General features: G+C 59.7%; 23 protein-coding genes and 5 pseudogenes. 7 read left to right on the top strand and 21 right to left on the bottom strand.

Going from position 1 to position 21,430, the window contains the following annotated elements; translation table 11 throughout:
- Positions 1 to 398: 398 nt before the first annotated feature.
- From NKH38_RS15385 to NKH38_RS15360, 6 genes are all read right to left on the bottom strand, one after another.
- Positions 399 to 1,463 carry an ABC transporter ATP-binding protein gene (locus NKH38_RS15385; protein WP_352762868.1) on the bottom strand — a complete coding sequence of 355 codons (1,065 nt, stop codon included), beginning with the start codon at positions 1,461 to 1,463 and terminating at the stop codon, positions 399 to 401.
- On the bottom strand, positions 1,460 to 2,470 hold the full coding sequence (locus NKH38_RS15380; RefSeq protein WP_352762870.1) for an ABC transporter ATP-binding protein: 1,011 nt from the start codon (positions 2,468 to 2,470) through the stop codon (positions 1,460 to 1,462). The genes NKH38_RS15385 and NKH38_RS15380 overlap by 4 nt, the downstream gene beginning before the upstream one ends.
- Positions 2,467 to 3,360: an ABC transporter permease gene (locus tag NKH38_RS15375; RefSeq protein WP_352584731.1), complete on the bottom strand. Its 894-nt coding sequence runs from the start codon at positions 3,358 to 3,360 to the stop codon at positions 2,467 to 2,469. Before NKH38_RS15375 ends, NKH38_RS15380 begins: the two co-directional genes overlap by 4 nt.
- A gap of 2 nt (positions 3,361 to 3,362) precedes the next feature.
- Positions 3,363 to 4,301 carry an ABC transporter permease gene (locus tag NKH38_RS15370; protein WP_352584729.1) on the bottom strand — a complete coding sequence of 313 codons (939 nt, stop codon included), beginning with the start codon at positions 4,299 to 4,301 and terminating at the stop codon, positions 3,363 to 3,365.
- A 17-nt stretch (positions 4,302 to 4,318) separates the two neighbouring features.
- Positions 4,319 to 5,902: an ABC transporter substrate-binding protein gene (locus NKH38_RS15365; protein WP_352762874.1), complete on the bottom strand. Its 1,584-nt coding sequence runs from the start codon at positions 5,900 to 5,902 to the stop codon at positions 4,319 to 4,321.
- Between the two features lie 139 nt (positions 5,903 to 6,041).
- Positions 6,042 to 8,093, bottom strand: coding sequence for a CocE/NonD family hydrolase (locus tag NKH38_RS15360; RefSeq protein WP_352904360.1), 2,052 nt, complete (start codon positions 8,091 to 8,093; stop codon positions 6,042 to 6,044).
- Positions 8,094 to 8,641: 548 nt separating this feature from the next.
- Between NKH38_RS15360 and NKH38_RS33375 the strand changes: the two are divergent.
- Positions 8,642 to 8,845, top strand: a pseudogene (locus NKH38_RS33375) (transposase); the annotation flags it as partial.
- A 283-nt stretch (positions 8,846 to 9,128) separates the two neighbouring features.
- On the opposite strand, the pseudogene NKH38_RS33370 reads toward NKH38_RS33375, so the two are convergent.
- The 7 genes and pseudogenes from NKH38_RS33370 to NKH38_RS15325 form a co-directional block, all read right to left on the bottom strand.
- A pseudogene (locus NKH38_RS33370) lies at positions 9,129 to 9,283 on the bottom strand (IS110 family transposase); the annotation flags it as partial.
- A gap of 73 nt (positions 9,284 to 9,356) precedes the next feature.
- The gene (locus NKH38_RS15350) at positions 9,357 to 9,839 is read right to left on the bottom strand and encodes a group II intron maturase-specific domain-containing protein (protein WP_352762881.1); all 483 of its coding nucleotides are present in this window, start codon (positions 9,837 to 9,839) and stop codon (positions 9,357 to 9,359) included.
- Positions 9,811 to 10,428: a reverse transcriptase domain-containing protein gene (locus NKH38_RS15345; protein WP_352762883.1), complete on the bottom strand. Its 618-nt coding sequence runs from the start codon at positions 10,426 to 10,428 to the stop codon at positions 9,811 to 9,813. Before NKH38_RS15345 ends, NKH38_RS15350 begins: the two co-directional genes overlap by 29 nt.
- 166 nt (positions 10,429 to 10,594) lie before the next feature.
- Positions 10,595 to 10,804, bottom strand: a pseudogene (locus tag NKH38_RS15340) (reverse transcriptase N-terminal domain-containing protein); the annotation flags it as partial.
- Between the two features lie 245 nt (positions 10,805 to 11,049).
- Positions 11,050 to 11,295 carry a hypothetical protein gene (locus NKH38_RS15335; protein ID WP_352762885.1) on the bottom strand — a complete coding sequence of 82 codons (246 nt, stop codon included), beginning with the start codon at positions 11,293 to 11,295 and terminating at the stop codon, positions 11,050 to 11,052.
- A 346-nt stretch (positions 11,296 to 11,641) separates the two neighbouring features.
- Positions 11,642 to 11,827 carry a hypothetical protein gene (locus tag NKH38_RS15330; RefSeq protein WP_352584717.1) on the bottom strand — a complete coding sequence of 62 codons (186 nt, stop codon included), beginning with the start codon at positions 11,825 to 11,827 and terminating at the stop codon, positions 11,642 to 11,644.
- A 235-nt stretch (positions 11,828 to 12,062) separates the two neighbouring features.
- Positions 12,063 to 12,206, bottom strand: coding sequence for a hypothetical protein (locus NKH38_RS15325; RefSeq protein ID WP_352584713.1), 144 nt, complete (start codon positions 12,204 to 12,206; stop codon positions 12,063 to 12,065).
- A gap of 258 nt (positions 12,207 to 12,464) precedes the next feature.
- On the opposite strand from NKH38_RS15325, the gene alr reads away from it, so the two are divergent.
- Complete coding sequence (gene alr / locus NKH38_RS15320; RefSeq protein ID WP_352762887.1) at positions 12,465 to 13,622, top strand: alanine racemase; 1,158 nt, start codon at positions 12,465 to 12,467, stop codon at positions 13,620 to 13,622.
- A 110-nt stretch (positions 13,623 to 13,732) separates the two neighbouring features.
- On the opposite strand, the gene NKH38_RS15315 is transcribed toward alr, so the two are convergent.
- Positions 13,733 to 14,248, bottom strand: coding sequence for an IS66 family transposase (locus NKH38_RS15315; RefSeq protein ID WP_502905775.1), 516 nt, complete (start codon positions 14,246 to 14,248; stop codon positions 13,733 to 13,735).
- Positions 14,249 to 14,608: 360 nt separating this feature from the next.
- Here NKH38_RS15315 and NKH38_RS15310 point away from each other — a divergent pair.
- A pseudogene (locus NKH38_RS15310) lies at positions 14,609 to 14,877 on the top strand (IS3 family transposase); the annotation flags it as partial.
- Here the strand turns inward: NKH38_RS15310 and NKH38_RS15305 are convergent.
- From NKH38_RS15305 to NKH38_RS15295, 3 genes are read right to left on the bottom strand one after another with little or no spacing between them, the layout of a single operon-like run.
- Positions 14,866 to 15,054 (bottom strand): hypothetical protein, encoded by a 189-nt coding sequence (locus NKH38_RS15305; protein ID WP_352762912.1) that lies wholly within the window; start codon positions 15,052 to 15,054, stop codon positions 14,866 to 14,868. The pseudogene NKH38_RS15310 and the gene NKH38_RS15305 overlap by 12 nt on opposite strands.
- A 10-nt stretch (positions 15,055 to 15,064) precedes the next feature.
- Complete coding sequence (gene tnpB / locus NKH38_RS15300; RefSeq protein ID WP_352762890.1) at positions 15,065 to 15,418, bottom strand: IS66 family insertion sequence element accessory protein TnpB; 354 nt, start codon at positions 15,416 to 15,418, stop codon at positions 15,065 to 15,067.
- The gene (locus NKH38_RS15295) at positions 15,415 to 15,585 is read right to left on the bottom strand and encodes a hypothetical protein (protein WP_352584705.1); all 171 of its coding nucleotides are present in this window, start codon (positions 15,583 to 15,585) and stop codon (positions 15,415 to 15,417) included. Before NKH38_RS15295 ends, tnpB begins: the two co-directional genes overlap by 4 nt.
- Before the next feature lie 199 nt (positions 15,586 to 15,784).
- Here NKH38_RS15295 and NKH38_RS15290 point away from each other — a divergent pair, with 199 nt between their 5' ends.
- Together NKH38_RS15290 and NKH38_RS15285 are read left to right on the top strand one after the other, a co-directional pair.
- A complete protein-coding gene (locus tag NKH38_RS15290) occupies positions 15,785 to 15,931 on the top strand; it encodes a hypothetical protein (protein WP_352762892.1) in 147 nt (48 codons plus the stop codon).
- A gap of 198 nt (positions 15,932 to 16,129) precedes the next feature.
- Positions 16,130 to 16,381, top strand: a complete 252-nt coding sequence (locus NKH38_RS15285) for a hypothetical protein (protein ID WP_352762894.1) — start codon at positions 16,130 to 16,132, stop codon at positions 16,379 to 16,381.
- 792 nt (positions 16,382 to 17,173) lie between these two features.
- Here the strand turns inward: NKH38_RS15285 and NKH38_RS15280 are convergent.
- The 4 genes and pseudogenes from NKH38_RS15280 to NKH38_RS33360 form a co-directional block, all read right to left on the bottom strand.
- Entirely contained in the window at positions 17,174 to 18,172 is a 999-nt protein-coding gene (locus tag NKH38_RS15280) for a D-alanine--D-alanine ligase family protein (protein ID WP_352762897.1), read from the bottom strand.
- A 637-nt stretch (positions 18,173 to 18,809) separates the two neighbouring features.
- Positions 18,810 to 19,331 carry a condensation domain-containing protein gene (locus tag NKH38_RS15275; RefSeq protein WP_352762899.1) on the bottom strand — a complete coding sequence of 174 codons (522 nt, stop codon included), beginning with the start codon at positions 19,329 to 19,331 and terminating at the stop codon, positions 18,810 to 18,812.
- 706 nt (positions 19,332 to 20,037) lie between these two features.
- Positions 20,038 to 20,153 (bottom strand): annotated as a pseudogene (locus tag NKH38_RS33365) (transposase); the annotation flags it as partial.
- A 92-nt stretch (positions 20,154 to 20,245) separates the two neighbouring features.
- Positions 20,246 to 20,509: an integrase core domain-containing protein gene (locus NKH38_RS33360; protein WP_502896626.1), complete on the bottom strand. Its 264-nt coding sequence runs from the start codon at positions 20,507 to 20,509 to the stop codon at positions 20,246 to 20,248.
- Between the two features lie 26 nt (positions 20,510 to 20,535).
- Between NKH38_RS33360 and NKH38_RS15265 the strand changes: the two genes are divergently transcribed.
- Both NKH38_RS15265 and NKH38_RS15260 read left to right on the top strand, forming a co-directional pair.
- The gene (locus NKH38_RS15265; RefSeq protein WP_352762901.1) at positions 20,536 to 20,847 is read left to right on the top strand and encodes a hypothetical protein; all 312 of its coding nucleotides are present in this window, start codon (positions 20,536 to 20,538) and stop codon (positions 20,845 to 20,847) included.
- Positions 20,848 to 21,145: 298 nt separating this feature from the next.
- A complete protein-coding gene (locus tag NKH38_RS15260) occupies positions 21,146 to 21,370 on the top strand; it encodes a hydantoinase/oxoprolinase N-terminal domain-containing protein (protein ID WP_352762910.1) in 225 nt (74 codons plus the stop codon).
- Positions 21,371 to 21,430 lie beyond the last annotated feature (60 nt).

Genomic DNA, 21,430 nt, shown 5'->3' with positions numbered 1-21,430 from the left:
TTCCGGCCCCGGCTTGGCGCACCGCAAGCATGTCTGCCGAGTTCAGCAGGGGACAACACGATCATTGCTCTGTTTTGCAGGACAGCTACGAACTCGGCGAATTTAGACGCATCGTACAACACCATGCGGTGGTCGCTGGCTGTCTCGAATGCGGGAAGGGTCTCGGCGACATAGCTTCCGCCACCCAGACGCCCGGCAGGAGACTGAGCTCACTGCCGGGCCGGCACGCCTTGGGAGGAGGCGGCGTAAAACGAAGTTCATTCGCCCTGGATTGCCTTTCGATCAGCTATTCGTACTGGCCCCTTTGGCGCCACGACTGGCACTGCGAACACCGATCAAGATCACCTCGTCGACGTAGAACCTGCTTTTTCGCTCCGCGACGGCGGAGCGCAGTCTAATCAGAGCTTTTCCTGGGCTCCCGGCTCCAGGCCGGCTTTGATCCAGTCGGGAATTACCAGTTGTTCCATGGCTGCCGCAGTTTCGCAGGAGAGTGGGAAATGGCATTTGAAGCGATGCTCCGTGTCGTCCGTGGCTGCAGGTTCGGGGAAAACCCGGCTGCAGATGTCCTGCGCGTAGCGGCATCGTGTGTGGAACTCGCAGCCGGAGGGCCGTGTCAGCATGCTCGGGACCTCGCCTTTGATCTCGATGCGGTTGAGAACAGCGTCTGGATCGGGCACTGGGTTGGCCGACAGCAAAGCTTGCGTATATGGGTGACGCGGATAATCGAAAATACTTTCGGTGGAGCCAATCTCGACAAGGCGGCCGAGATACATGATCGCCATACGATCGGCCATGTGGCGGACTACGTTGAGGTTGTGGGTAATGATGAGGATCGCGATCCCGAGTTCATCCTGCAGGCGAGCAAGAAGATTAAGCACCTCGCCCTGGACCGACACGTCGAGCCCAGCTGTGGGCTCGTCGGCGATGATCAAGTCTGGGTTGAGTGCAAGGGCACGAGCGACGCCGACGCGCCGGGCCTGACCGCCAGAGAGCTGATGGGGATAGCGGCGCCCAAAGTCGGCCGTCAAGCCGACCGTGCGCAACAGCCGCTCCGCTTCGGCATCGGGATCGCGATTGCTCACGCCGTGTATGCGGAATGGCTCGGTGAGGAGCGACTGCACGGTCAGCCGCGGCGAGAGGGAGCCGACGGGGTCCTGGAACATCATCGTCATGCGGCGCAGGTAGGACTTTCGTTCGGCCGCTTTGAGGCCGATAAGTTCCTGCCCGTCGAAACGAATGCTGCCGCTAACAGCCGGCTGAAGGCCGATAATCGTGCGCGCGATGGTGGATTTGCCAGATCCGCTTTCGCCGACGAGGGCAAGCGTCTCGCCCTTGTGGATTTCAAAGGAGACGCCGCACACAGCGTCAATGAAAGGGTCTGCCGTGCCCGTGGTGAGCGCCTTCAGTGACCCCATGGTGCGGAAGCGGACGCGCAGGTCCTGGACACTCAGCAGCGCACTCATGCCGCCACCACCCCGGCTCGATCGAGCAGATGGCATCGCGCGACCTGGTCAGCAGCGACACGGTATTCGCCAGGCGTCTCATGCACGCAGCGATCGAAGGCGTGAGGACACCGAGGGTGGAAGATACATCCCTTTTTGCTTCCGAGCAGGCTTGGAACGTCTCCGGGGATGGTCGGAAAATTGCGCGTCCGTTGCTTGAGCCGTCCAGGGTCGCACTCAAGCAGCGCCCGAGTGTAGGGATGGCCGGGATTATGGAAGATGTCGCGTACGGCGCCTTGCTCCACCACCTCGCCCGCATACATGACGGCAACCCGGTCGCACAATTCAGCGACGACGCCGAGATGATGCGAGACAAACAGGATGGAGCAACCGATCTCCCTTTGCAGATCCTTGAGCAGATGGATGATCTGGACTTCCAACGTTGCATCAAGCGCTGTGGTCGGCTCGTCGGCGATGAGCAGCGCCGGTCTCACCAGAAGTGCCATGGCAATGCAGATGCGCTGGCGCATGCCACCAGAGAACTGATGCGGATAATTCCCGATGCGGCTTTGCGGATCGGGAATTCCGACGCGCTTGAGCATGTCGATCGCACGAGCGCGCTTTTCACTACGTCCTCGTTGTTCGTGGTGTTGGATATCGATCATCTGGCTCTCGATGGTCCGCACCGGATTGAGCGCGGTCATCGGATCCTGGAAGATCATGGAGAGGCGATCACCCATCAGACTGCGGCGCGCCTGGGCAGTCAGCGTAAGCAGGTCGCGTCTTTCGAATATGATGCTGCCGGCAGTAACCTGAGCGTTTTTCGGAAGTAGACCCATCACAGTATAGGCAAGCGTGGATTTGCCGGATCCACTCTCCCCGACGATGCCGATTATCTGTCCGGTCGGCACGTCCAGCCTTACGTTGCGCAGTGCGTGAACACGCCCGCGTGGCGAGCCGAAGTCGAGGTTGAGGTTCCAAACCGCGAGAAGCGGAGCGGCGGGAGATGTCAGATCGTCGTGTCTCATAGGTCTTTCCGCAGCTTGGGATCGAATATGTCACGCAATGCTTCGCCAAGGAATGTGAAGCCCAGCGTGGCGACGACGATTGGAATACCCCCCGCAATGACGAGCCAAGGCGTCTGATTGATATAGCTGTAGCCATCGTTCAGGATTGCTCCCCAGTCTGGCGTCGGAGGGCGCACACCCATGCCGAGAAAGCCCAGACCTGCTTGAAAGGCAATCACCCCCGGCACGTCCATGCTCACAAGGATGAGAAGCGGCCCAACCACGTTAGGCAGCATGTGGACGGCAAGGATGCGCATCGTGCCGGCGCCCATGCTTCGCTCCGCGTCAATGTAATCGGAGTTGCGCAGGGCTTGCGTTTGGGTGCGCACGACACGCGCATAGATCGGCATACATGTTATTGCGATGACTAGGATCACGCTGGACATGCTGGGCCCCAGTAGGGCGATGATGGCCAAAGCAAATATGATCCCGGGAAACGAGCGGATCGTGTCGAAGAATAGTAGCAGAAGATTGTCGAGCCAGCGCGGCCCGAACCCTGCTATCAGGCCAAGGAAGAGCCCAACGACAAGCGAACTGCCGAGCGATGCAAAGGCAACGAGAAGCGGGATGCGACCGCCCATGATCGTACGCGAAAAAGTGTCACGGCCGAGTTGATCCGTGCCAAGAAGAAAATCTGCTGAAGGTCCTGCCAAACGAGGCCCGATCATAATGCGGATGGGGTCATGTGTGGCGATGAGCGGACCAAAGATCGCGCTCGCCACCACACCCAGGACAAGCACCGCGCCAAGTATGCCCAGACGGTTTTTAAGCAGTTGCCGCAGGAAGCCTCCGATGGCACCTGGATTGTTCCTTGGGGGAGCTGCTGTATCAAACGTGTCTATGCTCGTCATAATCAGAGCTTCTCCCGGGCCCGGGGGTCAAGGCTTGCATTGACCAGATCGGAGGCCGTTGTTGAAATGACGATAAGGAAGGTGGTGACGATAACAACGCCCATCACAATTGGATAATTGCGCGTATTCACGGCCTGCACGATCAGTGCGCCGATCCCCGGTCTTGCGAACACCACCTCGACAAACACCGCTGCCGACAGCAGCCATGCGATCCCTACGCCCAAGATGGTTACCGTTGGCAAGATCGCAAGCGGCAGAGCGTAGCGGTAAACAATGCGCCATTCCGAAATCCCGAAAGAGCGAGCCATTCGGATATGGTTCTCACCCAGCGTTTCGAGCATGGATGCGCGCACCAGTCGAGAGATGTAGCCCACCCAACCGATTCCCATTGCAAAGCTTGGCAGGACCAGGTGGACGAGCCCATCGACAAAGCCCTCGCCAGGCCCGATCGCCGGCAGCCAGCGGAGGGCGACGGCGAAGATCAGCAGTGCATAGACTGCCATGACAAACGAAGGAATGGCTATGGTGGCGACGGCAACGACCCCAACCGCTTGGTCGAGCAAGGAATTGCGCCGCATGGCTGAGTAGCAGCCTAGCGGCACGGCGATAGCTACGGCCCAAAAGATCGAGACGAGGATCAGCTCGATCGTGTAGGGCAATTGCGCAAACACGATGCCGGCGACCGGCCTCTGGCTGAACACGTCATACCCGAGATCGCCGCGCAGCAGTCCGCCGAAGAAGGTGGCGATCTGTAGGACGAACGGCCTGTCGAGGCCCATCTGCTGATGCAGCAGCGCCTTCATTTCGGGCGTGGCGCGCGGGCCAAGCAGAGTAGAAGCTGGATCACCGGGTAGCGAATGGATCATCATGAAGAGAAGTGTCACCGCGATCACGATGATCGTGACAGCGAGGACCAACCTCTTTAAAAAATAAAATAACATTGCGCAGCCTCCACTACTCAGGCCGGCTTGAAGTCGACATATACAGGGTAGCCCTGTGGGAGGTTCGCAGCTTGTGTCTTAGTCGTGCGGTACACGACGGGACGACCACCGTTCGTCAGGAAACGGTAGGCGCCCGACTCCTCCAAGAGGTCCTGCATTTCGTAATAAAGCTTTGCGCGTTCGTTAGGATCCTCGATAGTCACTGCCTTGGCATCGAGCTCGTCATAGCGATCGCTGCGGAAGCGCTCCCAATTCCAAATGCCCACTTGAGCGGTCACGAAGCTGCTCGTAGAGTAAAATGGATCAGGCAGACCGGAGTAGTCTTGAATATATAACTGCAGGTTCTTCCAACGATCGCCTGCTGTTTCCTGACCGATCGTCCAGAAGGAACTTTGGTCCTGGGCATTGACCTGGACCGCAATTCCGATCTGCGACAACTGCGCCTGGATCGTCTGCGCAATTGTCGTGTAAGGGCCAGTATTGGCACAATCGAGGGTTAGCTGCAGGTCGGTGATACCGGCCTTCTCCAGGAACTCCTTAGCTTTGACCAAGTCGCCTTCCGGTGGCACAAGTGCCTTTTCGCGATGTCCGACAATACCTGGCGCAACGATCCCGGTTGCGACCTTGGCCTGTCCCGCATAGGCGATGTCCAGGATCTGCGGCACATTGATGCCCCATTGAATCGCCTTGCGAACATTGATGTCCTTCAGCGTCGGGTTATCCATGTTCATGCCAAGCCAGGCGTAGCTCAGCGAGGGATGCTCCTCGACCTTTGTATCGGGCGGCGGATTGGTCTTGAACGTCGCAAGTGAATCGAGACCGATCTCCGTGTAATCGACATCGCCGGCTTGATAGGCACGTTCCGCCGCCTTAGTGTCAGTAATCGGTACGATGCGGATTTCATCAAATCCTGGCTTTGGCCCCGACCAGTCGGGACTACGGGTCAGCAGCGTGTATTGATTTTGCTTCCACTCCGCGAGCACATACGGCCCAGAGAATGCCGGTGGGTTCATGCCGAAATTGCCACCATCCTTGGTCGCCTTCATCACCGCTTGCTCGGAAACGATATGACCGATAGCCCAGGGGAATGTGATGACCCAAGCAGGCACAAACGGCGTTTTGTACACGATAACGCCCGTATGATCGTCCTCGATATCGACATGATCCACCGGACCTAGCAGCGACGTGGTCCAATACTTGTGTTGGATGATGCGTTCCAACGAGAATTTAACGTCTCTGGCGGTCATCTCTCCATAATCGCCAGTGAATTTAATGCCCTTTTTCAGGCGAAAGCGAATATGCGTCGGATCGATCTGCTCCAACTTTTCCGCCGCTTCCAAATTCCAGCCCCATTCAGATCCTGGCTTGAAACGCGTGAGCTTCGCGTAGAGGCACTCCATTACTGGAACTTCGTAATCTGAGGTGTAGAAGCCGGGATCCAAAGACCCAAGCTCCGCTCCGAGGGCGACCTTGAGCACTTTACCTTCCGCCGCCCAGATCACCTGCGAGAGCGGCATGCTGCTAGCGATGAGACCACCGCCCATCGCAGCTCCACCCTTTAGAAGGGTGCGGCGGTCGATGTTCTTAATAATTCTTTCCATAGCTTCCTCCCAATTTTGCCTAAAGCTGCTGTGGTTCGCCGTGTCTTCGTACCTTTCGTGCCTCCAACCTCCTCTAGCCAAGCCCGCCCTCGTCATCTTCCAGACCACGGGATAGGCTCGCCAACGGGGCGCGGTCGATTCATGCTTTCCCGGCCCTGGATCGCGGAATGCGATCATGCCACCTGCGATGATGAACCTCCTCTCCGTCCAGAGTGGCCGTCAGTACGTACTCTGTAACGAAATTGTCGTCCTCCACGCGCATAGTCCCGGTGGCGCTGATCTCGACATCCCATCCAGGTCGTTGAAAGCGACGGTAATACTCTGAAACGCCGTGAGCGCTTGCTGGATCGTCGGAGCGAATTGAGGAGGTTTGCCGGCTCCGTCTCTCGATTCGCAACGGGCCGTCGGGATAGCTGCTTCGGTTGTAGCTTGGATCGAGAGTGGTAAGTCGCCACTCTTTCGTTTCCGGGTTGTATTGCACTTGGCGATCCGCACTCCGCTTGGCCGGGCTGGTGTCGAGGGCGCCGGGCGCAGCGTCGGCAGGGACGGGCGGCTCGAAATGCTCGGGCAGCTCGAATTGGACAGGTTCAGACGGCGCGTCGGCACGGCGCACCGGCAGCACGAGCGCGCTGCCAGCCGGGTCGAGTGCGGCCTTTGCCGGCACCGGATGCGGCCACATCAAAGGCCAATAGGCGGTGGAGACAGCCAGCCGAATGCGATGGCCAGCCGGAACCACGTAGCCGGTCGTCATCATCGGCACGGTCACCTCCACCACGGATCCGGGCGGCAGATCGACGGTTCGGTCCATTCCCTCGCGGCGCTGTAGGTTCAAATAGCCGCGGGTGACGAGCGTCGACGCGCCGTCCGGAGCGACGTCGCACAGCCGCACGATCAGGTTTGCCGCGGCCCCGTCGGCATGCACACGCAGCTTCCCGGCGGGCATGCCAAGCACGGTGATTGCTTGAGCTAAAGGCTCGGTGTCGAAGCACACCGATCTCCCGTCCTCCTCCCGCTGATCCGGCGGCAAGTCCGCCAAGCTGTGGCCGGGCATGTAGGCGCCCCCGTCGATGCCGCAGTGCTCGGGCGTATCAATCGGTACCACATCGACACCAACAGCATCGCGGCAGAACATGTCGTCGAGCCGCATGGTGCGCGTGGTGACATTCGGTGACGGCCACGAGGGCTCGGTCACCCATCGACCTTCACGCATGGGGTAGCTCGTCGCTGGGGGAGCGGCGTCCTGGAGATAGACACGCAGCGCCGGGTCGTCCTCAACGCCCGTTGGCATGTCCTTGAGATAGCGGTCCCACCAGCGCAGTGTCTCCTGGAGGAACCCGATCGCCGGTCCAACTTTATCCGCCTCGTCCGGCCACTCGTGCTCCCAAGGTCCGACGATTCCCTTGACCGGCCCGGACAGATGTTCCACCAGCCGGAACACAGTGTCGCGGAAGCGGTCGTTGAAACCGCCTACCGCCAGGACTGCCGCCTTGATCGCGCCATAGTTGTCACGGACGCCACGTCCGTCCTGCCAGTAGTCATCGCGCGTCTGATGGCTCAGCCAGGTCGACAAGAACGGCCTAAGCCCGTGAAGACGCTGTAGCCACTGCTCTTTCCAACCCGGGCCGACGCGATCTGAGTCGGGTGGCGTGGCCCAATGTGCCAGCTGCCATGTGCCCCAGTCGATGGCTTCCCCGCACACTGCGCCGCCGAAGTAGTGCGAATCGGTGCCATAATTGTCATCGGAGGAGTGGATCGTGACGATCGCCTTCAGCGACTCCGGCGCAAGCGCCGCTATCTGCAATGAATTGAAGCCAGCATACGAGAGGCCGATCATGCCGACCCGGCCGTTGCACCATGGCTGCGCGGCCAGCCAGTTGATCACCTCAACCGCGTCGGAACGCTCCTGCAGAGAATATTCGTCACTCGTCAGACCATCGGAGTCGCCAGTACCGCGGATGTCGACCAGAACCGACCCATAGCCATGGGCGGCATACCAAGCATGATGCGTCATGCGCATGGTCCCGTCCGCGTTGCGGTAGGGCGAATCGCCTTTTCGATAGGGCTCATACTCCAGCAGGGCCGGCAGCGGCTGATCGACCTTTGGCAACCAAATGCGGGCCGAGAGCTGGACCCCATCCGACATCTTGATCAAAACATGGTCGCGCACCTCGACCTCAGCGGTCGCCGTCACCGTGTTACTCCAGACAATATCGTCATAGTTCCATCCCATTTGCAGTCAACAAAGGTGCGGCGAGTTCCGCGATCATGTGGGTCAAGAAATGGTAAATAACCCCGCCATCTCCGCTCGTCGAGTACGATCAGGCCCACCAGTAAAACCCCAAAGGAGAAATCGTGCGCTTTTGGCAATGCTTGCCGTGACTCTGCGCACAGCATGAGAGTAGAAATAGCCCGACTTTACCCGGCAGAATTATGGATGAACAGCGGTGCCAAATGTGATCTTGTTCCCACGACCCATGTCTAGCCCGGGGGTTGTTCGCATTCTCAATCGTGACCGTGAAGCGCCCTAAGCTTGGGAGGACGATTGCAACTTTGTCAGCTCATTGGAATATACAGTTAGTCACAAAATGGGCCATCACACCGATGCCGTTGCACGGCCGCCCTGGTCTGCGACTTGAGGAAGGCGCTGTCGGAGCGGATACTGAACGCCGAACTCGGCGAGCACCTCGATGACGGCGGACCGAGGGCGGCGCCAATCGCCGCAAAGGCCATTCGACAGTTTTGACGGGCACGTCGAAGATGACGCTGTCGATCCCACGCGACTGTGCGGGAACTTTCGATCCGAAGCTGATTGCCAGGTACCAGAGCCGCTTTCCCGACTTCGACGCCAAGATCGTGTCGACGTTACGCGCGCGGCATGAGCGTGTGCGAGATCTGCGGCCATCTGGAGAAACTCTACGGCATCGACGGCTCGCAGGACCTGATCTCGGCTTGACCGACGCCGTCCTGGAGCAAGTGGCCGAGTGGCAGAACCGGCCGCTGGAGATTGCTATTTGCTCGTCTTCTTCGAGATCCGGGTCAAGATCAGGGACGAAGGATTCGTTCGCAACAAGGCGATCTGAAGCGGCCGGACGTGCACATCATCAACGCTTCCCGGGCGATGTCGCGATCGAGGTCAGCCAGATCCTCGACCAGGCGGTCGATCTCGCGGATGTGGCGGGCGATAGCGGCCCGCTCATCAGCTTCGGCCTGATGGCCAAGCTGGACCGTCTCGAGCCCAATGATGGAGCCGGCGCAAGCCTCCATCGCCACGACACATGCCGGCTGGCCCTCCATAAACCTGCAAAACTGCAGGCGCGACAGCTTCTTGCGAAATACGACAGTTCCGTCAGCCCCCGCTCCATGCAGCTGGTCGGGTAGCAGCGGCGCATTGCTGCGCCGCCGCCCCCTAAGAACCGGACATGCGGATCACCCCGCATCCGGCTCAAGCCATTCTTCAGCACCATGGCGTGGCACCGAACAACTGGACGGAGGGTTTCGCAACTCGACGGCGGGCGAAGTAAGTGAACCATGCCGGATCAAATGGATTAGCCAGTCCCCGGATCTTGACGTGCCTCGTAATCGGGATCGTCATTGCGCGGAAGAGCCGGCACCCGCTGGTACTGGCATCTGCCGGACCCTTCGTAGCGAAGTCCCAGGACCGGTGTCCATCGACCCGGAAGTACCTGTTCCTCACCCACCGTGCTCCTTTCGTGGGATGGCGTCGACTTGCCCATTTCCAGAGCATTTGCCAGATGTGCGAATCTATCGATGAGAAGCTCGCTTTCGCCACGACGTGACGGTGATGCATGGCCCATCCTCGGATAACTGGGTTCAGTTTCTGTATCAACGCCTCCTGCGTGACGCTCGCATTGCCCGTGATGATTTCCCTGACCTTGTCGAGGAGTGCTTTAACACTCCTCCTTGCCGGCTTGATCAATAGTTTGCCGTCGTACTTGCGTACGTTCTGGCCAAGGAAATCGAAACCCTCCGCGATGTTCGTGATCCGGGTCTTCTCCTCTGAGAGTTCCAGACCTCGGGTGGCCAGGAACTGCCTGACCGCCGGAAGGACATTCGAGCACATCTTTCGATGCGCCGGTCACCACAAACTCATCGGCATAGCGGATGACGTTGAGCTGGGCCTTGCTGCGCGAGAGTTTCGACGATCCCACGCTTGCGTAGACTGCCGCCTCCAGCCCATCCAACGCCGTGTTCGCGATCACCGGCGACATAATTCCCCCTTGCGGGGTTCCCGCCGACGTCTCAAACAAAGTTCCCTCATCAATATATCCGGCTTGAAGCCACTTTTGCAGGACCTCCTTCTCCATCGTGACATGCTTCAGAAGCCAGGGGTGACATCCTCTGATGTCACCTTCCAGAATCCACTCTGGCGAAGCGCGCTTGGCCAGAGTGATGAAGCACTGCTCGATGGCGTCGGCAGTCGAGCGTTCGGGCCGGAACCCATAGGAATTCGGGTCCGCCAGTGTCTCTGCCACCGGGCCCAGAGCGAGCTTCCATAACGCCTGCATCGCCCGGGCACCGCATACAGGGAATTCCCAGCGGACGCTTCTTGCCGTTACTCTTGGGAATGTAAACACGTCGCAACGGCATCGCGCGATAATCGCGATGTCGAAGTGACATCATCCCGTTACATCTGGCCGCCGGGGATGACCATATCTTACCGTCCACCCCCGGCGTTCTCTTTCCGCGATTCTCATGCGAGCGGGTCAGCAGACGTTGCAACGCTTTCACCTTGCACCATCGGCCTTCCTGGGTTGTCTTGGCGATACGCACCTGAAGCCGTTTCACCTCTGCCTGAATGTGCAACCAGTTCGCCTGATCCCATATCTTCGCAGTGCGCGAGGATGCACCGGCTCCAGTCGCTCTCGCGCCGATCGCCGTCATCTGCTTTTCCTCGTACAACGATTGGTCAAAGTTTCGACGTTTATCGGAAGTTCACATACGTTGGTCGTACCCGCTCATCCCTTGCGCATCGCTGGGCGAAGCTCCGGGGCGGCGGGCCCATTCTACGTCGGCGGTCTGAGGACCATGTGTAGCTTTGGGTTGCCGCCACCTCGGATCATCATCGGCAGACCCTCTGCGGGCCAGCCAATTGGGTGTGCGTTGCTCTCCCTTCCCACGTGTCCCCATCACGCCGCACGCAAGCCGACGCCCTGTGGCGCCTGGCCCGTGGTGATGAGGCGCCACAGCGCAATCAGAAGCTTGCGCGCCAGCGCCACGATCATCGTCTTGCGCATTGCCTTGCGGCCGTCGGGCGTGCGCGCCTGGAACCATCGGCATGCGGCCTTCTGGTGCAGCCGGAGCCGCGGCGAGCCTACGCAGGCGGTCGCCCTCGATCGTGCGGATTTGCGCACGCAGGAGGTCGAGCCGCTCAAGCAAGCGGTGCGTGATCGCCGCGCGGTGGCGCGCTATGCCGGGTTCGCCCGACGAGAGCGGCAAACGCCGGCGCGAGAAGGGGCTGCCACGCGCCGGCAGTGCCCGCGTGCGGCATGGCATGATCCAGCTGGCCTGGCGCTTTCTCCTCTTCTAGAAGGACAGTGCGCTGGCCGCAATCCGCGCGACAGGATCTCGTGGACCAGCATGTCCGCCGTCTCGACACCGACGCCGATGACTCGTGCGATGAGGCGCACCATCGCAGCAACTCGGCGCGGGTGTTGTCCGGCAGCGGCGTTCCCTCCGCTATGCGGATGGCGATGAGCCTGTCCGCCGCATTACGCAGACTCAAGCGGAAGCTGCGAATGCCGAAGCGGGCGAGAATCGCTTTGCGGTTGATTGCCGCGTCTGCTCACCGACCAAGGTCTGCCGCTCGCGGTTCGGCCGCCGCGCGTCCTCTTCCTCGAGCGTCGGAATCGCCGCCATACTGCAATGGCGCTTCTCACCACTCAGCCAGCCGAGGAAGGCGCGCATCAAAAGCTCCGTGTCGAGCCTATCTGTCTTGGCACGCCGGTTCTCACGCGACACCGGAACGCTGGCAGGGTGAATGGCATAGGCCTCGATGTCGCGCGCCCGCCGCCAGCGCGCCAGCCAAAAGCCGTCGCCGGCCGCCTCATAGGCGACGGCGATCCGCTCGATCGTATGCCCGGCCTGGCCGGCTTCGTCGCGCTAGCGCTGCAGCAGCTTCAACAATGATGGCGCGTCGGCATCAATCTTCTTTAGCGGCTGGCGCTTGAAGCCCGGAAAGCGCGGCAATCAGCCACTCCGCCTTGCCCATTTCGATGACGGCGACGATCATGTTATCCTGTTCGAGAGCGGTAAGCGACCGGCTTGCGTCGAAAGACTGCGGCATGGAGCGCCTCCTTCTGAAGAGTTGGTTCTAACAGCGCCGAAAGATGCCGCACCCTCGCCGCTCGCCCCATAGCATCTACTCAGCGGGGCACGACCAAGAGCAACTTATCATTAACGCTAATTTTTTAATTTTAAACAAACCTGACGTCCATTTTCCGATATCGTCCCAAGTGGCTCTGAGCGTGCTGCAACGCAATGGTCTGGACTTGGGGGCTTGGCGGTTAACGCGCTGCGTAAGCGAGCTTGTGAGGCTAAGGAGATGGAAACTATTGGAGAGCAGAGGGCATTGCCGCAGGTACGTGCTGCCACTGCTGTGTTCGAAATCGATCTTGGCGCAATTCAAGCGAACTTTGAGGCTATTTCGGCGCTCGTTGGGCCACACGTGAGGGTGGCTGCTGTCGTCAAGAGCGATGCCTACGGACTTGGTCTCGTAGAGATCGCAAAGGCGCTCGTTGCTGCCGGCTGCAATCTGCTGTTTGTCGCCAATCTAGACGAAGCGTTGCTTCTAAGGTCATGCCACATAGACGGAGGAATTGCGATCTTTTGCGATGACTTTTCGAGATTTGGCCGATGCTACCGATCCAACGGCCTCATACCTGTCGTGAATAATTTTTCTGACTTGAAGGCCGTTAGTGCAGCAGGGACGCAAAGATACTTTCTCAACGTGGAAACAGGATTCTCCCGGCTAGGACTGGCTGTTGCGGATGTGCGTCGGGCGTATCTTCTTGGTGCTTTCGATAGGCACCCCCCTTCCTTCGTTCTCAGCCACCTCGCGTGCAGCGAACACCCTGCGGACCCGACCAATGTGTTGCAAAGGAACCGCTTTCAGGCGATCTACGATCTGCTCAAGCCCACCCCCGGTAGTCTCGCGGCCTCCGCTGGTGTCTGGCTAGGTAAATCCTATCATTTCGACATGGTACGGGTGGGCTCAGCACTCTACGGGCTCAATGACGCTGGCATTGAACCAAATCCACTGCAGCCCGTTGTACGGCTCCAAGCTAAAATACTCGACGTGCGCAATGTGGCTATGCACGAGGCTGTCGGCTATGGCGCTACATTTCGTACGGCCCGACCTAGCCGCGTAGCTATCGCCGGGGTCGGTTTCAAGCACGGCCTTCCATGGGCCTGCGCGAATAAGGTATCCGTTCGATTTGCCGGATTTTCGGCCCCTCTAATCGGAGCAATCTCTATGGAATACACAATGATAGATATAACAGACGTTCCTGAGGCGCTTTGTGGTCCGGGCGGGTTTGTGGAATTGTTAGGGAAAGATTTCACAGTTGATGACCTTGCGGCGGCCACTGGCATTAACCAACACGAGGTGTTGACGCGTCTGGGCGCTGGTTGCACAAGGCGGTATTTGGATTCTTCCTTGCGATACGCAAGTTCCGCGGGCGACTCCTGGCATCAGAACTAAAGAGCACGTCCGATTTAATCCGGGTCATATCCAGCGGCCTTGGAGGGGAGCCGAGAGGCGATAAGCGCCTCATCCTCGATGAGTTCGTCGGTAAGCGCCTCGCCGATCGCCTATGGATTTGGGCTTGACGTTTTCCGGAATCGCCAGGGCATGAGTTCCTCGATCTGGCTCTGTGGATGGCCGTTGATGATGGCGTCGAGAGTTTCGGCGAGGTAGGCAACGGGATTGACGTCGTTGAGCCTGCAGGTGGCCACGACGGATGAGAGCAGCGCCCAGTTTTCGGCCCCGACCTCATGGCCAGCAAACAGAGCATTTTTTCTGGTCAAGCATACTGGCCGGATGGCGTTTTCGACTGGGTTAGTGTCGAGCTCGAGCCGCCCGTCGCCGAGGAAGCGAGTGAGCCCTTCCCAATGGGCAAGACCATAGCGGATGTCTTCGGCCAGCTTTGAGCCCGAGGAGATCATCGACAATTGCTTTTCAAACCACGGCTTCAAGCCGGCGATGATCGGGGTGGAGTACTGCTGTCGCGCGGCGAGCCGAGCTTGTGGCGTCATGCCGCGCACCGTCGCCTCGACGGCGTAGAGCGTGGCGATCTGGCGCACGGCGGCTTCGGCGATCGGGGACATGGCCGCCTGGAACGGCCGCAAGGACCGTGGATGCTCGTCCATTGCTGGGCAATTGGGCTGGCCGGGCCTGCTTCCATCTCAAGCCCATCGCCAGTCACAGCGGCCATGGTGGCCAAGGCCCGCCCATCGTGATGTTCCACTATGCGCCGGGGCGCGGCGATGCCCAGTGTGGCGCGATCCAGTTGGATGGGGTCATCGTCGCCAAGTTTGGCGATCACTTGCCGTTCTACCGGCAGGCCGAGACGGCGTGCGCCCATATGATTTCTCCCGCCGCCATGGCTTCCTTGATCAGCGGGGAAGAAGCCCTTCTTGACCTTCCCGCGTCCGGGATCGAGCACCGGCGCGTTGCGCGCCAGCTTCACAAAACGTCGGCGCAGATGGCCGAACGAAGCGTTCGGCATGCGATCTACGCTCGCCAGGGCACATGCGACCGTCAAACGCTTCTACTACGAGAGCCATGACCAACTGCGCCAGCATCTCGCCGATTTCGTCTTAGCCTATAATTTCGGCCGTCGACTGAAGACCCTCAAGGGCCTCACGCCCTTTGAATACATCTGCAAAATCTGGACAAAAGAGCCCGAACGATTCAGGCTCGATCCAACCATCAAACCTTGGGACTAAACATCTAGCCGGCGGCGCGCCTCTTCGGCCTCAGCCAAGGCAGCCTGGTGCTCGGCCAAGGCCGCTTGCGTCTGGGCCAGGAGCGTCTTCAAACGCTCGTTCTCTCCTGGAGAACCGTCAGATTCATGCGTTAAATCAAGCACATGAAACACCGATGCCGCCATCAGAGACAACGCCTGAGTCACTGTGCCACACTCATCCGGCAAGCTGCGGACGCCGTGCCCGCTCGGGGCGAACCAGTCTCCAATCCAGCCCTTCGAACAAGGCCGCGAACATCGCCGGCGACATCCGCATCACACCGTCGCGAACCTGCGGCCAAACGAACTTCGAACCCTCGAGCCGCTTATGCACCAGCACCAGTCCGGTGCGATCCCAGACTAAAATCTTGATCCTGTCAGCCCTTTTGGCCCGGAAGACGAAGGCCGCCCCGCAGAATGGGTCGAGGCCGAGTATCTCCTGCACCGCAGCTGCCAGCCCGTCGAGGCCGCGACGAAAGTCGACCGGACGGGTCGCCATGTAGATCTTCAGATCGGCACCCGGTGCAATCATCGCGAGGCCCGCACCGCACGGATCACCTGCGCCAGATGCTCGAGGTCAACCGCCGTTCGGATCACCATGTCGTCGATCACGATTTCCACCTGCGCTGGCGCCGATTTCGGTGGCCTCATCGTCCGCTGAGGCGCCGATGGTTCTTCCACCATCAGCGGCGCGAACATCGGCGCCATGCTTTCTGGCAGTGGAGTTGTCCCCGACGCCCCGTCGGACCTTCCAGAACCTCCAGCCGGCCTGCGTAGCCAGCTGTTGGGACGTCCAAATGGACGTCCATTTTGCCGTCTGCTCCCATGTAGGCCCTCCGTCTCTCGCGATCGGGGATTTTTGGCACATTCACCTCATGCGCCGCACGAGGGGAGCGGCGTGGCGCTTACGTTCGTCGCGGTGACCGGTTATCATCGCGAGCATGCGATCCGAGTGCTTGGTCATCGCGCGTCGAAGACGCCTGGCAACGAGAGGCACGGCCTTCGCTATGGCGGTGATGTTCGCGAAGCGCTCGTGGTGTTGTGAAAGGCATCGGAGCGGCTATGTTCCAAACGGCTGCGGCCGTTGATACCAGTCTCGCTGCCAGCGCTTGAACGGCATGGCCGGCTAGAGCTCGATGCCGCGCTCCGCGGCAAGCTGCTGACAATGAGCCCGGCGACGATGGATCGGCTTTTGGCGGAGGCACGTGTTGTGGCTCGCGGGGGCCTGCGCCGCCGAGCAGAAATGAGTTCGGCGGTTCGCCGATCCGCGCCGGTGCGCACCTTCGGGGACTGGGATGATCCGCCGCCCGGTTACGTCGAGGTCGATTTCGTGGCGCATTCCGGCACATCTTCGTCCGGCAGCTTTGTGCAGACGATGGTCTTGACCGATATTGCCACGGGTTGGACCGAATGCGTTCCGGTCCGCACGCGCGACAGCGGCAATGTGATCGTGGCGATCAAGCAGGCCCGCTCGTCTTCCCCCTGCTGGGCGTAGATTTCGACAACGACAGCGCCTCCATGAACGAGTTCGTCGTCTCCTGGTGCGGAAGTGAGAAACTGGAAGTGACGCGCTCTCGCGCCTATCGAAAGAATGACCAAGCGCATGTGGAGCAGAAGAATGGCGCCCTCGTGCGTCGTCTGGTGGGGTATGGTTGGTTTGTCGGCGCGGAGGCGACCGCCGCCCTTGACGCGGATCGGCGCACGCGTGATCAAGCGCTAACATCCGCCAGTTCCGCCTGCGGCCCGTGTCATTACACATCCGGGTGTGGCCGAGGCCAACAAGCAGCAGTTACAGGCAATGATGGAAACCGCCGATCCCGTGCTGCTGTTTTGGTATCCGTGCCTCGCAGGAGGAGCTTAGAAGGCGGGTCGATCGTCGCGCCTGAATGCGAAGATTGAGGAGCCAGCCGTTATCGATCTCAAGCGCTCGGCGCGAATCTGAAGACGGCCTGGAAGAGTGGCGAGACACGACCAACGCATCGGCGGCCGTATCGGCGGACCGAACCCTATCCGAAGAGACCCAGCATGTACGAGCCGTTCGAGGCGCATGGAAATGGCTGGGCTGATTATCCTCGAGCTGGCCCCTCTCTCCCTCAGCTACGACGGAGCGCGATAGGGGGCAAATCCTCACTTCGCTTGACACAAGCTGGGCTTGCGCGCCAGTGAGGGTGCCGCACTCAGTCTTGATGATATTGTTTGGCAGTGGGGCAGTCCTCGTTCATGGCAAAGGGACGGCGCAAGCGTCCGCGATGCCCATACTGCCGCAACAAATGATGACGCAGTAGTGTCAGGGGATGCCGAATCCGAAACACCGAATGTGGGCGATATCGAGGATATGATTGATCAAGCTTGAGTAGGTGTATCCGGCGGTTCTTGCGGCCACGACTAAGTCCGAGTAGTGCATATTGAGCCCCGCTGGGGAGTTCATCTCCAGGACAAACGGCTGGCCAGAGCGATCGAGCCGGAAATCGAGGCGCGCATAATCCCGGCAATGGCAGGCGCGAAAGGTTGCAACCGAAATATCCCGCAATGTCGTCTCAAGCCGGCTCTCGATTTGCGCTGGGCAAATCGTTGGCACCGCTGCGGCCGGAACGAATTTCGCGTCCCAATCCATAAGACGCGTTTCGCGGTCGCCGAAGTTCATTTCCACCACAGGCAACACTTCGAGCTCTTCGTTCCCGAGCAGCCCAACGCAGATTTCCCGCCCCTCAATGTATTCTTCCACGAGCGCATCCTGCCCATATTGTGTGGCGATCACTTCCACGGCCTCCTTCAACTTAGAATGTTCATATACGAGTTGCAATCCGAGGCTGGCGCCTTCGTGGCGCGGCTTGACTACCACTGGGAATTGCAGGCCGGCGGCACTCTCGGTGCCGCGACGCATGATGCGAAAGTTCGGGGTCGGCACGCCCTTGTCGCGGATAAGCATTTTCGTAACGACCTTGTCGCACGTCAGCCCGATCCCGAGCGGGCCAGATCCAGTGTAGGGAACACCGGCCATTTCAAGCATGGCAGCAACGTGGGTTTCGCGTTTTTCGCCCTGAATCCCCTCCGCCAAGTTGAAGGCCATACCCAAGGGGCCGCCTTGTGGGCCAGTTGGCATGAATCGCTCGATCGCGGCGAGCAGTCCTTTGTCGCCTTCACACAATAGAGTCTCGTGGCCGCCCTGTTGAAGTGCTGCCACTACGTCTTCTGGGATGCTGCGCTCCGGCGGATGCGGACAAGGCTGACCGAACCGACTAATTACTCCGTTAAAATCACTGTTGGTAACAATGGCTACTCGCATGAGCTACTCCTTTCATGTTCGCCTGCGGTCACGACGGGAAACACGGCTCGCGCTGGTACGGCCGGCCAATCGGGCAGAGTTTACCCCTATCCCAGGGGAGATAGCGCTCTCTTCATAGATAGCCGCCGGGCTCCACCAACACGGTTCCGGGAAACGCAGGAGGAGGTCCAACGTACTAAGAAAATTAACGTCACAAGGATCGAAGCTACCAACACCGTAGCGAAGGCGTTTCGCTTCCATCTCGGTCGAGACGCCGCCGAGGTCGTCTGCGCGTTCCGTTCATGATCCCTTACGCTCCGGTCCTCGCGATGAACCGCCTGCAGATTCTGCCTCGATTGCGTCCCAAGCGGTTTGTAAATGCAGTCATCCTGGGGATGGGCGGCTCCCGTCCCTTCGGCTCTGACGCGAGAACGTGGTTCATCCAGAGCCGCTGCCCGTAATTCGACCGTTATTTGACGTAGCGCCTCTTGCAAGGAGCTGGCGAATTGCTCGACTGCTCTTCGGCTAAAGAGCGACGCCGCGTAAATTAGCTTCCGACCAGTCGCCTCACCGACCTCGGCAAGCTCAAATGCAAGATCATGTCGGTCGACACGTTCACCGACGCTGACGTACTCAATTTTCAGCTCCAGCACCCCCGCTAACGCCCCAGCGTTTTTGCCAGGCAGGCATAAACTGCGAGACCGGGGTACGACCCAGGGTGCCGGGCGGGTTGATGAATTCTGCCACCTAAGTGGCAGGTCTTGGTAAGGTCTACACTAAAAACGGCGGCATTCACACGCTCCAAAGTCCCCAGTATCGAATCCCCCGACAAAGCAATCCGCAGCAAGAGGGTGTTGACGAACAGACAGATTAGCCCCTCGAATTCGTAGAGAGTCCGGTTGGCGCTCACCGTGCCGATCACTAACTCGCCTTGGCCTGACAACGGCGCCGGCACCACACCCGCTTGCACCATCGTGAAAAGCGTCGTCCCATGGCGGCAGCTCAGCAGCTTGGGTTGCGCGGTTCGCGGCTGGCGCAACAAGAACTCGACGCAACTGCCGCTGTAGTCCTGCCGAGCCGCACGCGACCGATCCAGTTTCAGCACCGGCAACGGCGTCAGCCGATCCGCGCAGCCCTCCCGGGCTACGGCGTAGAGCTCGCTGAGTTCGCACGTCATCATATGCGTGGCCAGCCGTCGGAGGCCAAGTGGTGAATGTCATCAGCAGCAACTGGTCGTCCACCGGCGGTCGTGCCATTCGCGCGCGGATCCGCGGTAGGCCGTCGGACGCCGGCCCGACCTGCTGGAACTGCTCGCCGTCGTCCACCTGAGGATGTGGTGCGCAGCAGCTCATGACTCGCCACCAACCCTTCCAATGCCCGCCGCAGCGCCGCTTTGTCAGGCTCACCGCGAAGCCGAAGCCCCATCTGAGAGGCCTCGCTGCCGCCCAACAGGTGGGAACGGAACCAAAGCCGCTGCTGGCTAAATGATAGCAGCACTCGCGCCGAACGCTGAAAAAATTGCGTTGGCGGGACAGCATTCAACATTGCACTATCTATCCCATTGAGTCGCATCGTTTGAGCAGTCATTCGGGCCTCCTGGCCGGGAGACCACCCGATCGCAACTCATCCCGGATCCCTACCGGATCCCATGCAATCGGCGGGCCAAATTGTGAGTAAGGGGCAAACCACTGTTTCGGGCCGGAGACGCGTAATACTTGCACGTCACTGTGTCAGGATCCGAACACAAAATGTCGGGCGAAAAATTGCCCCCCGCATGCCTCAAGCAAAATTAACCGATAGTGTCGCTGTTCCGAATGGGATGGTCAGGTCGCTTCACCCGCCCAGCAGCGCACGACCCAAGCCGGAAAAGAACTAAAACTGGACTTGAAGTACGCCGCCTGGCTGTCCCCGCCCGACGACAGATATCCGCGACGGGGATTCCGTCCGACCCCTGCTTCAGAATGAACGCCTTCTGCGCGTCCGAGAAGTTCGATGCTTTCATCGTCTTCCGCTCCTCCCAGCCAGGGATGTTACCGCGGAGAACTCCACTTTCGAACGATCCAGTTTTCAGGTCAGAGCAATCAGAGCATTCTGTTACGCCGTATGGCCCGGATTGAGCAACCGGTCAGACGCGAAGCCTGCAATGAGCGCAGCGTCGGAGCCGGTTGCGTTGAGGATCTGGCCGAAAGCCGCCGGGTTCTGGTAGCCCAGCGAGGAGTGAGGCCTCGCGATGTTGTAGTCGTCCACCCAATCGGTGATGGCGCAGCGGGCATGATCGACGCCGAAGAACAGCATCTCGTTCAGATGGCGTAGTCGGGGCTTCGGTTCCGGAGGCGCCGGTGCTTTCATGACCGGCATGTTCAACTGCCGAGAAGGAGGCAAGCATGACTGATCTTTGCGTAGGTCTTGATGTGTCGCTTGAGCTGACGAACGTGCGCGTAGTGGATGGAGATGGGCGCCTGGTGCACGAGTCCCGGGTCGGATCTGATCCGGAGACGTTCGCGGCCGAGTTGGAGCGGATCGGTGGAGGCTACGTCCGCGTCGGCCTGGAGGCCGGACCGCTGTCGCAGTGGATGTTCTTCGGACTGAAGGAGGCCGGCCTTCCAGCCGTGTGCATTGAGGCCAGACGGACCTCTCTGGAGCGCCAATATCGGTCACGAATTTCAGCCAGGAAAACAGATATTTGTAAGCTTTAGCGAGCAGCTGATAACCGTCGACGTGAACGGTTGTGGCAATCCTGGTCGGGATCGGCCCTATGCTTCGATTGAGAGTTACCATGAGCTTTGAGAGGGTGAATCCGGAATTGCCGTAAGACGCGCTGCCCGCTGTACTCGAAGAGGTCGTGCACAGGACAGTTGCTACGAACGCAGTATTGGTGCGGCGTGGGGCGCGTACTGCGCTCATCACAACAGCGGATTCCGCGATGTGCTAGAATTGCACCGCATTCGCACACCGCACATGTATTATCCGTTCTAAGATAAGCCCACTCCCTTGGTGGAGCGACAGTTTCGGTTTGAACTGAACGAGCGCATCCGAAGGGACGATTCGGTAGTCCGGCCCTTTGATGATGAAGAAGCAAGGTCGCTCGCGAGCCGGTTGCGAGAAGCCCGCGTGGAGGCGGTGGCGGTTTGCCTACTTCATTCCTACCGGTTCCCCGAGTATGAGAAGCGACTAGGGGGACTGTCAGGAATTCCGTGTGCGGGTGGGCATAATGGGTAAAAGGATTCCCACTATGACCCGACGCAAAGAACCTGCGATACCAAATGATTTACTCGACCA

It is taken from the genome of Mesorhizobium sp. M1078 (assembly GCF_040318615.1).
Taxonomy (GTDB): Bacteria; Pseudomonadota; Alphaproteobacteria; order Rhizobiales; family Rhizobiaceae; genus Mesorhizobium.
The sequence above is the reverse complement of the archived record's forward strand: the minus strand, read 5'-3'. Positions and strand labels throughout refer to the sequence as shown.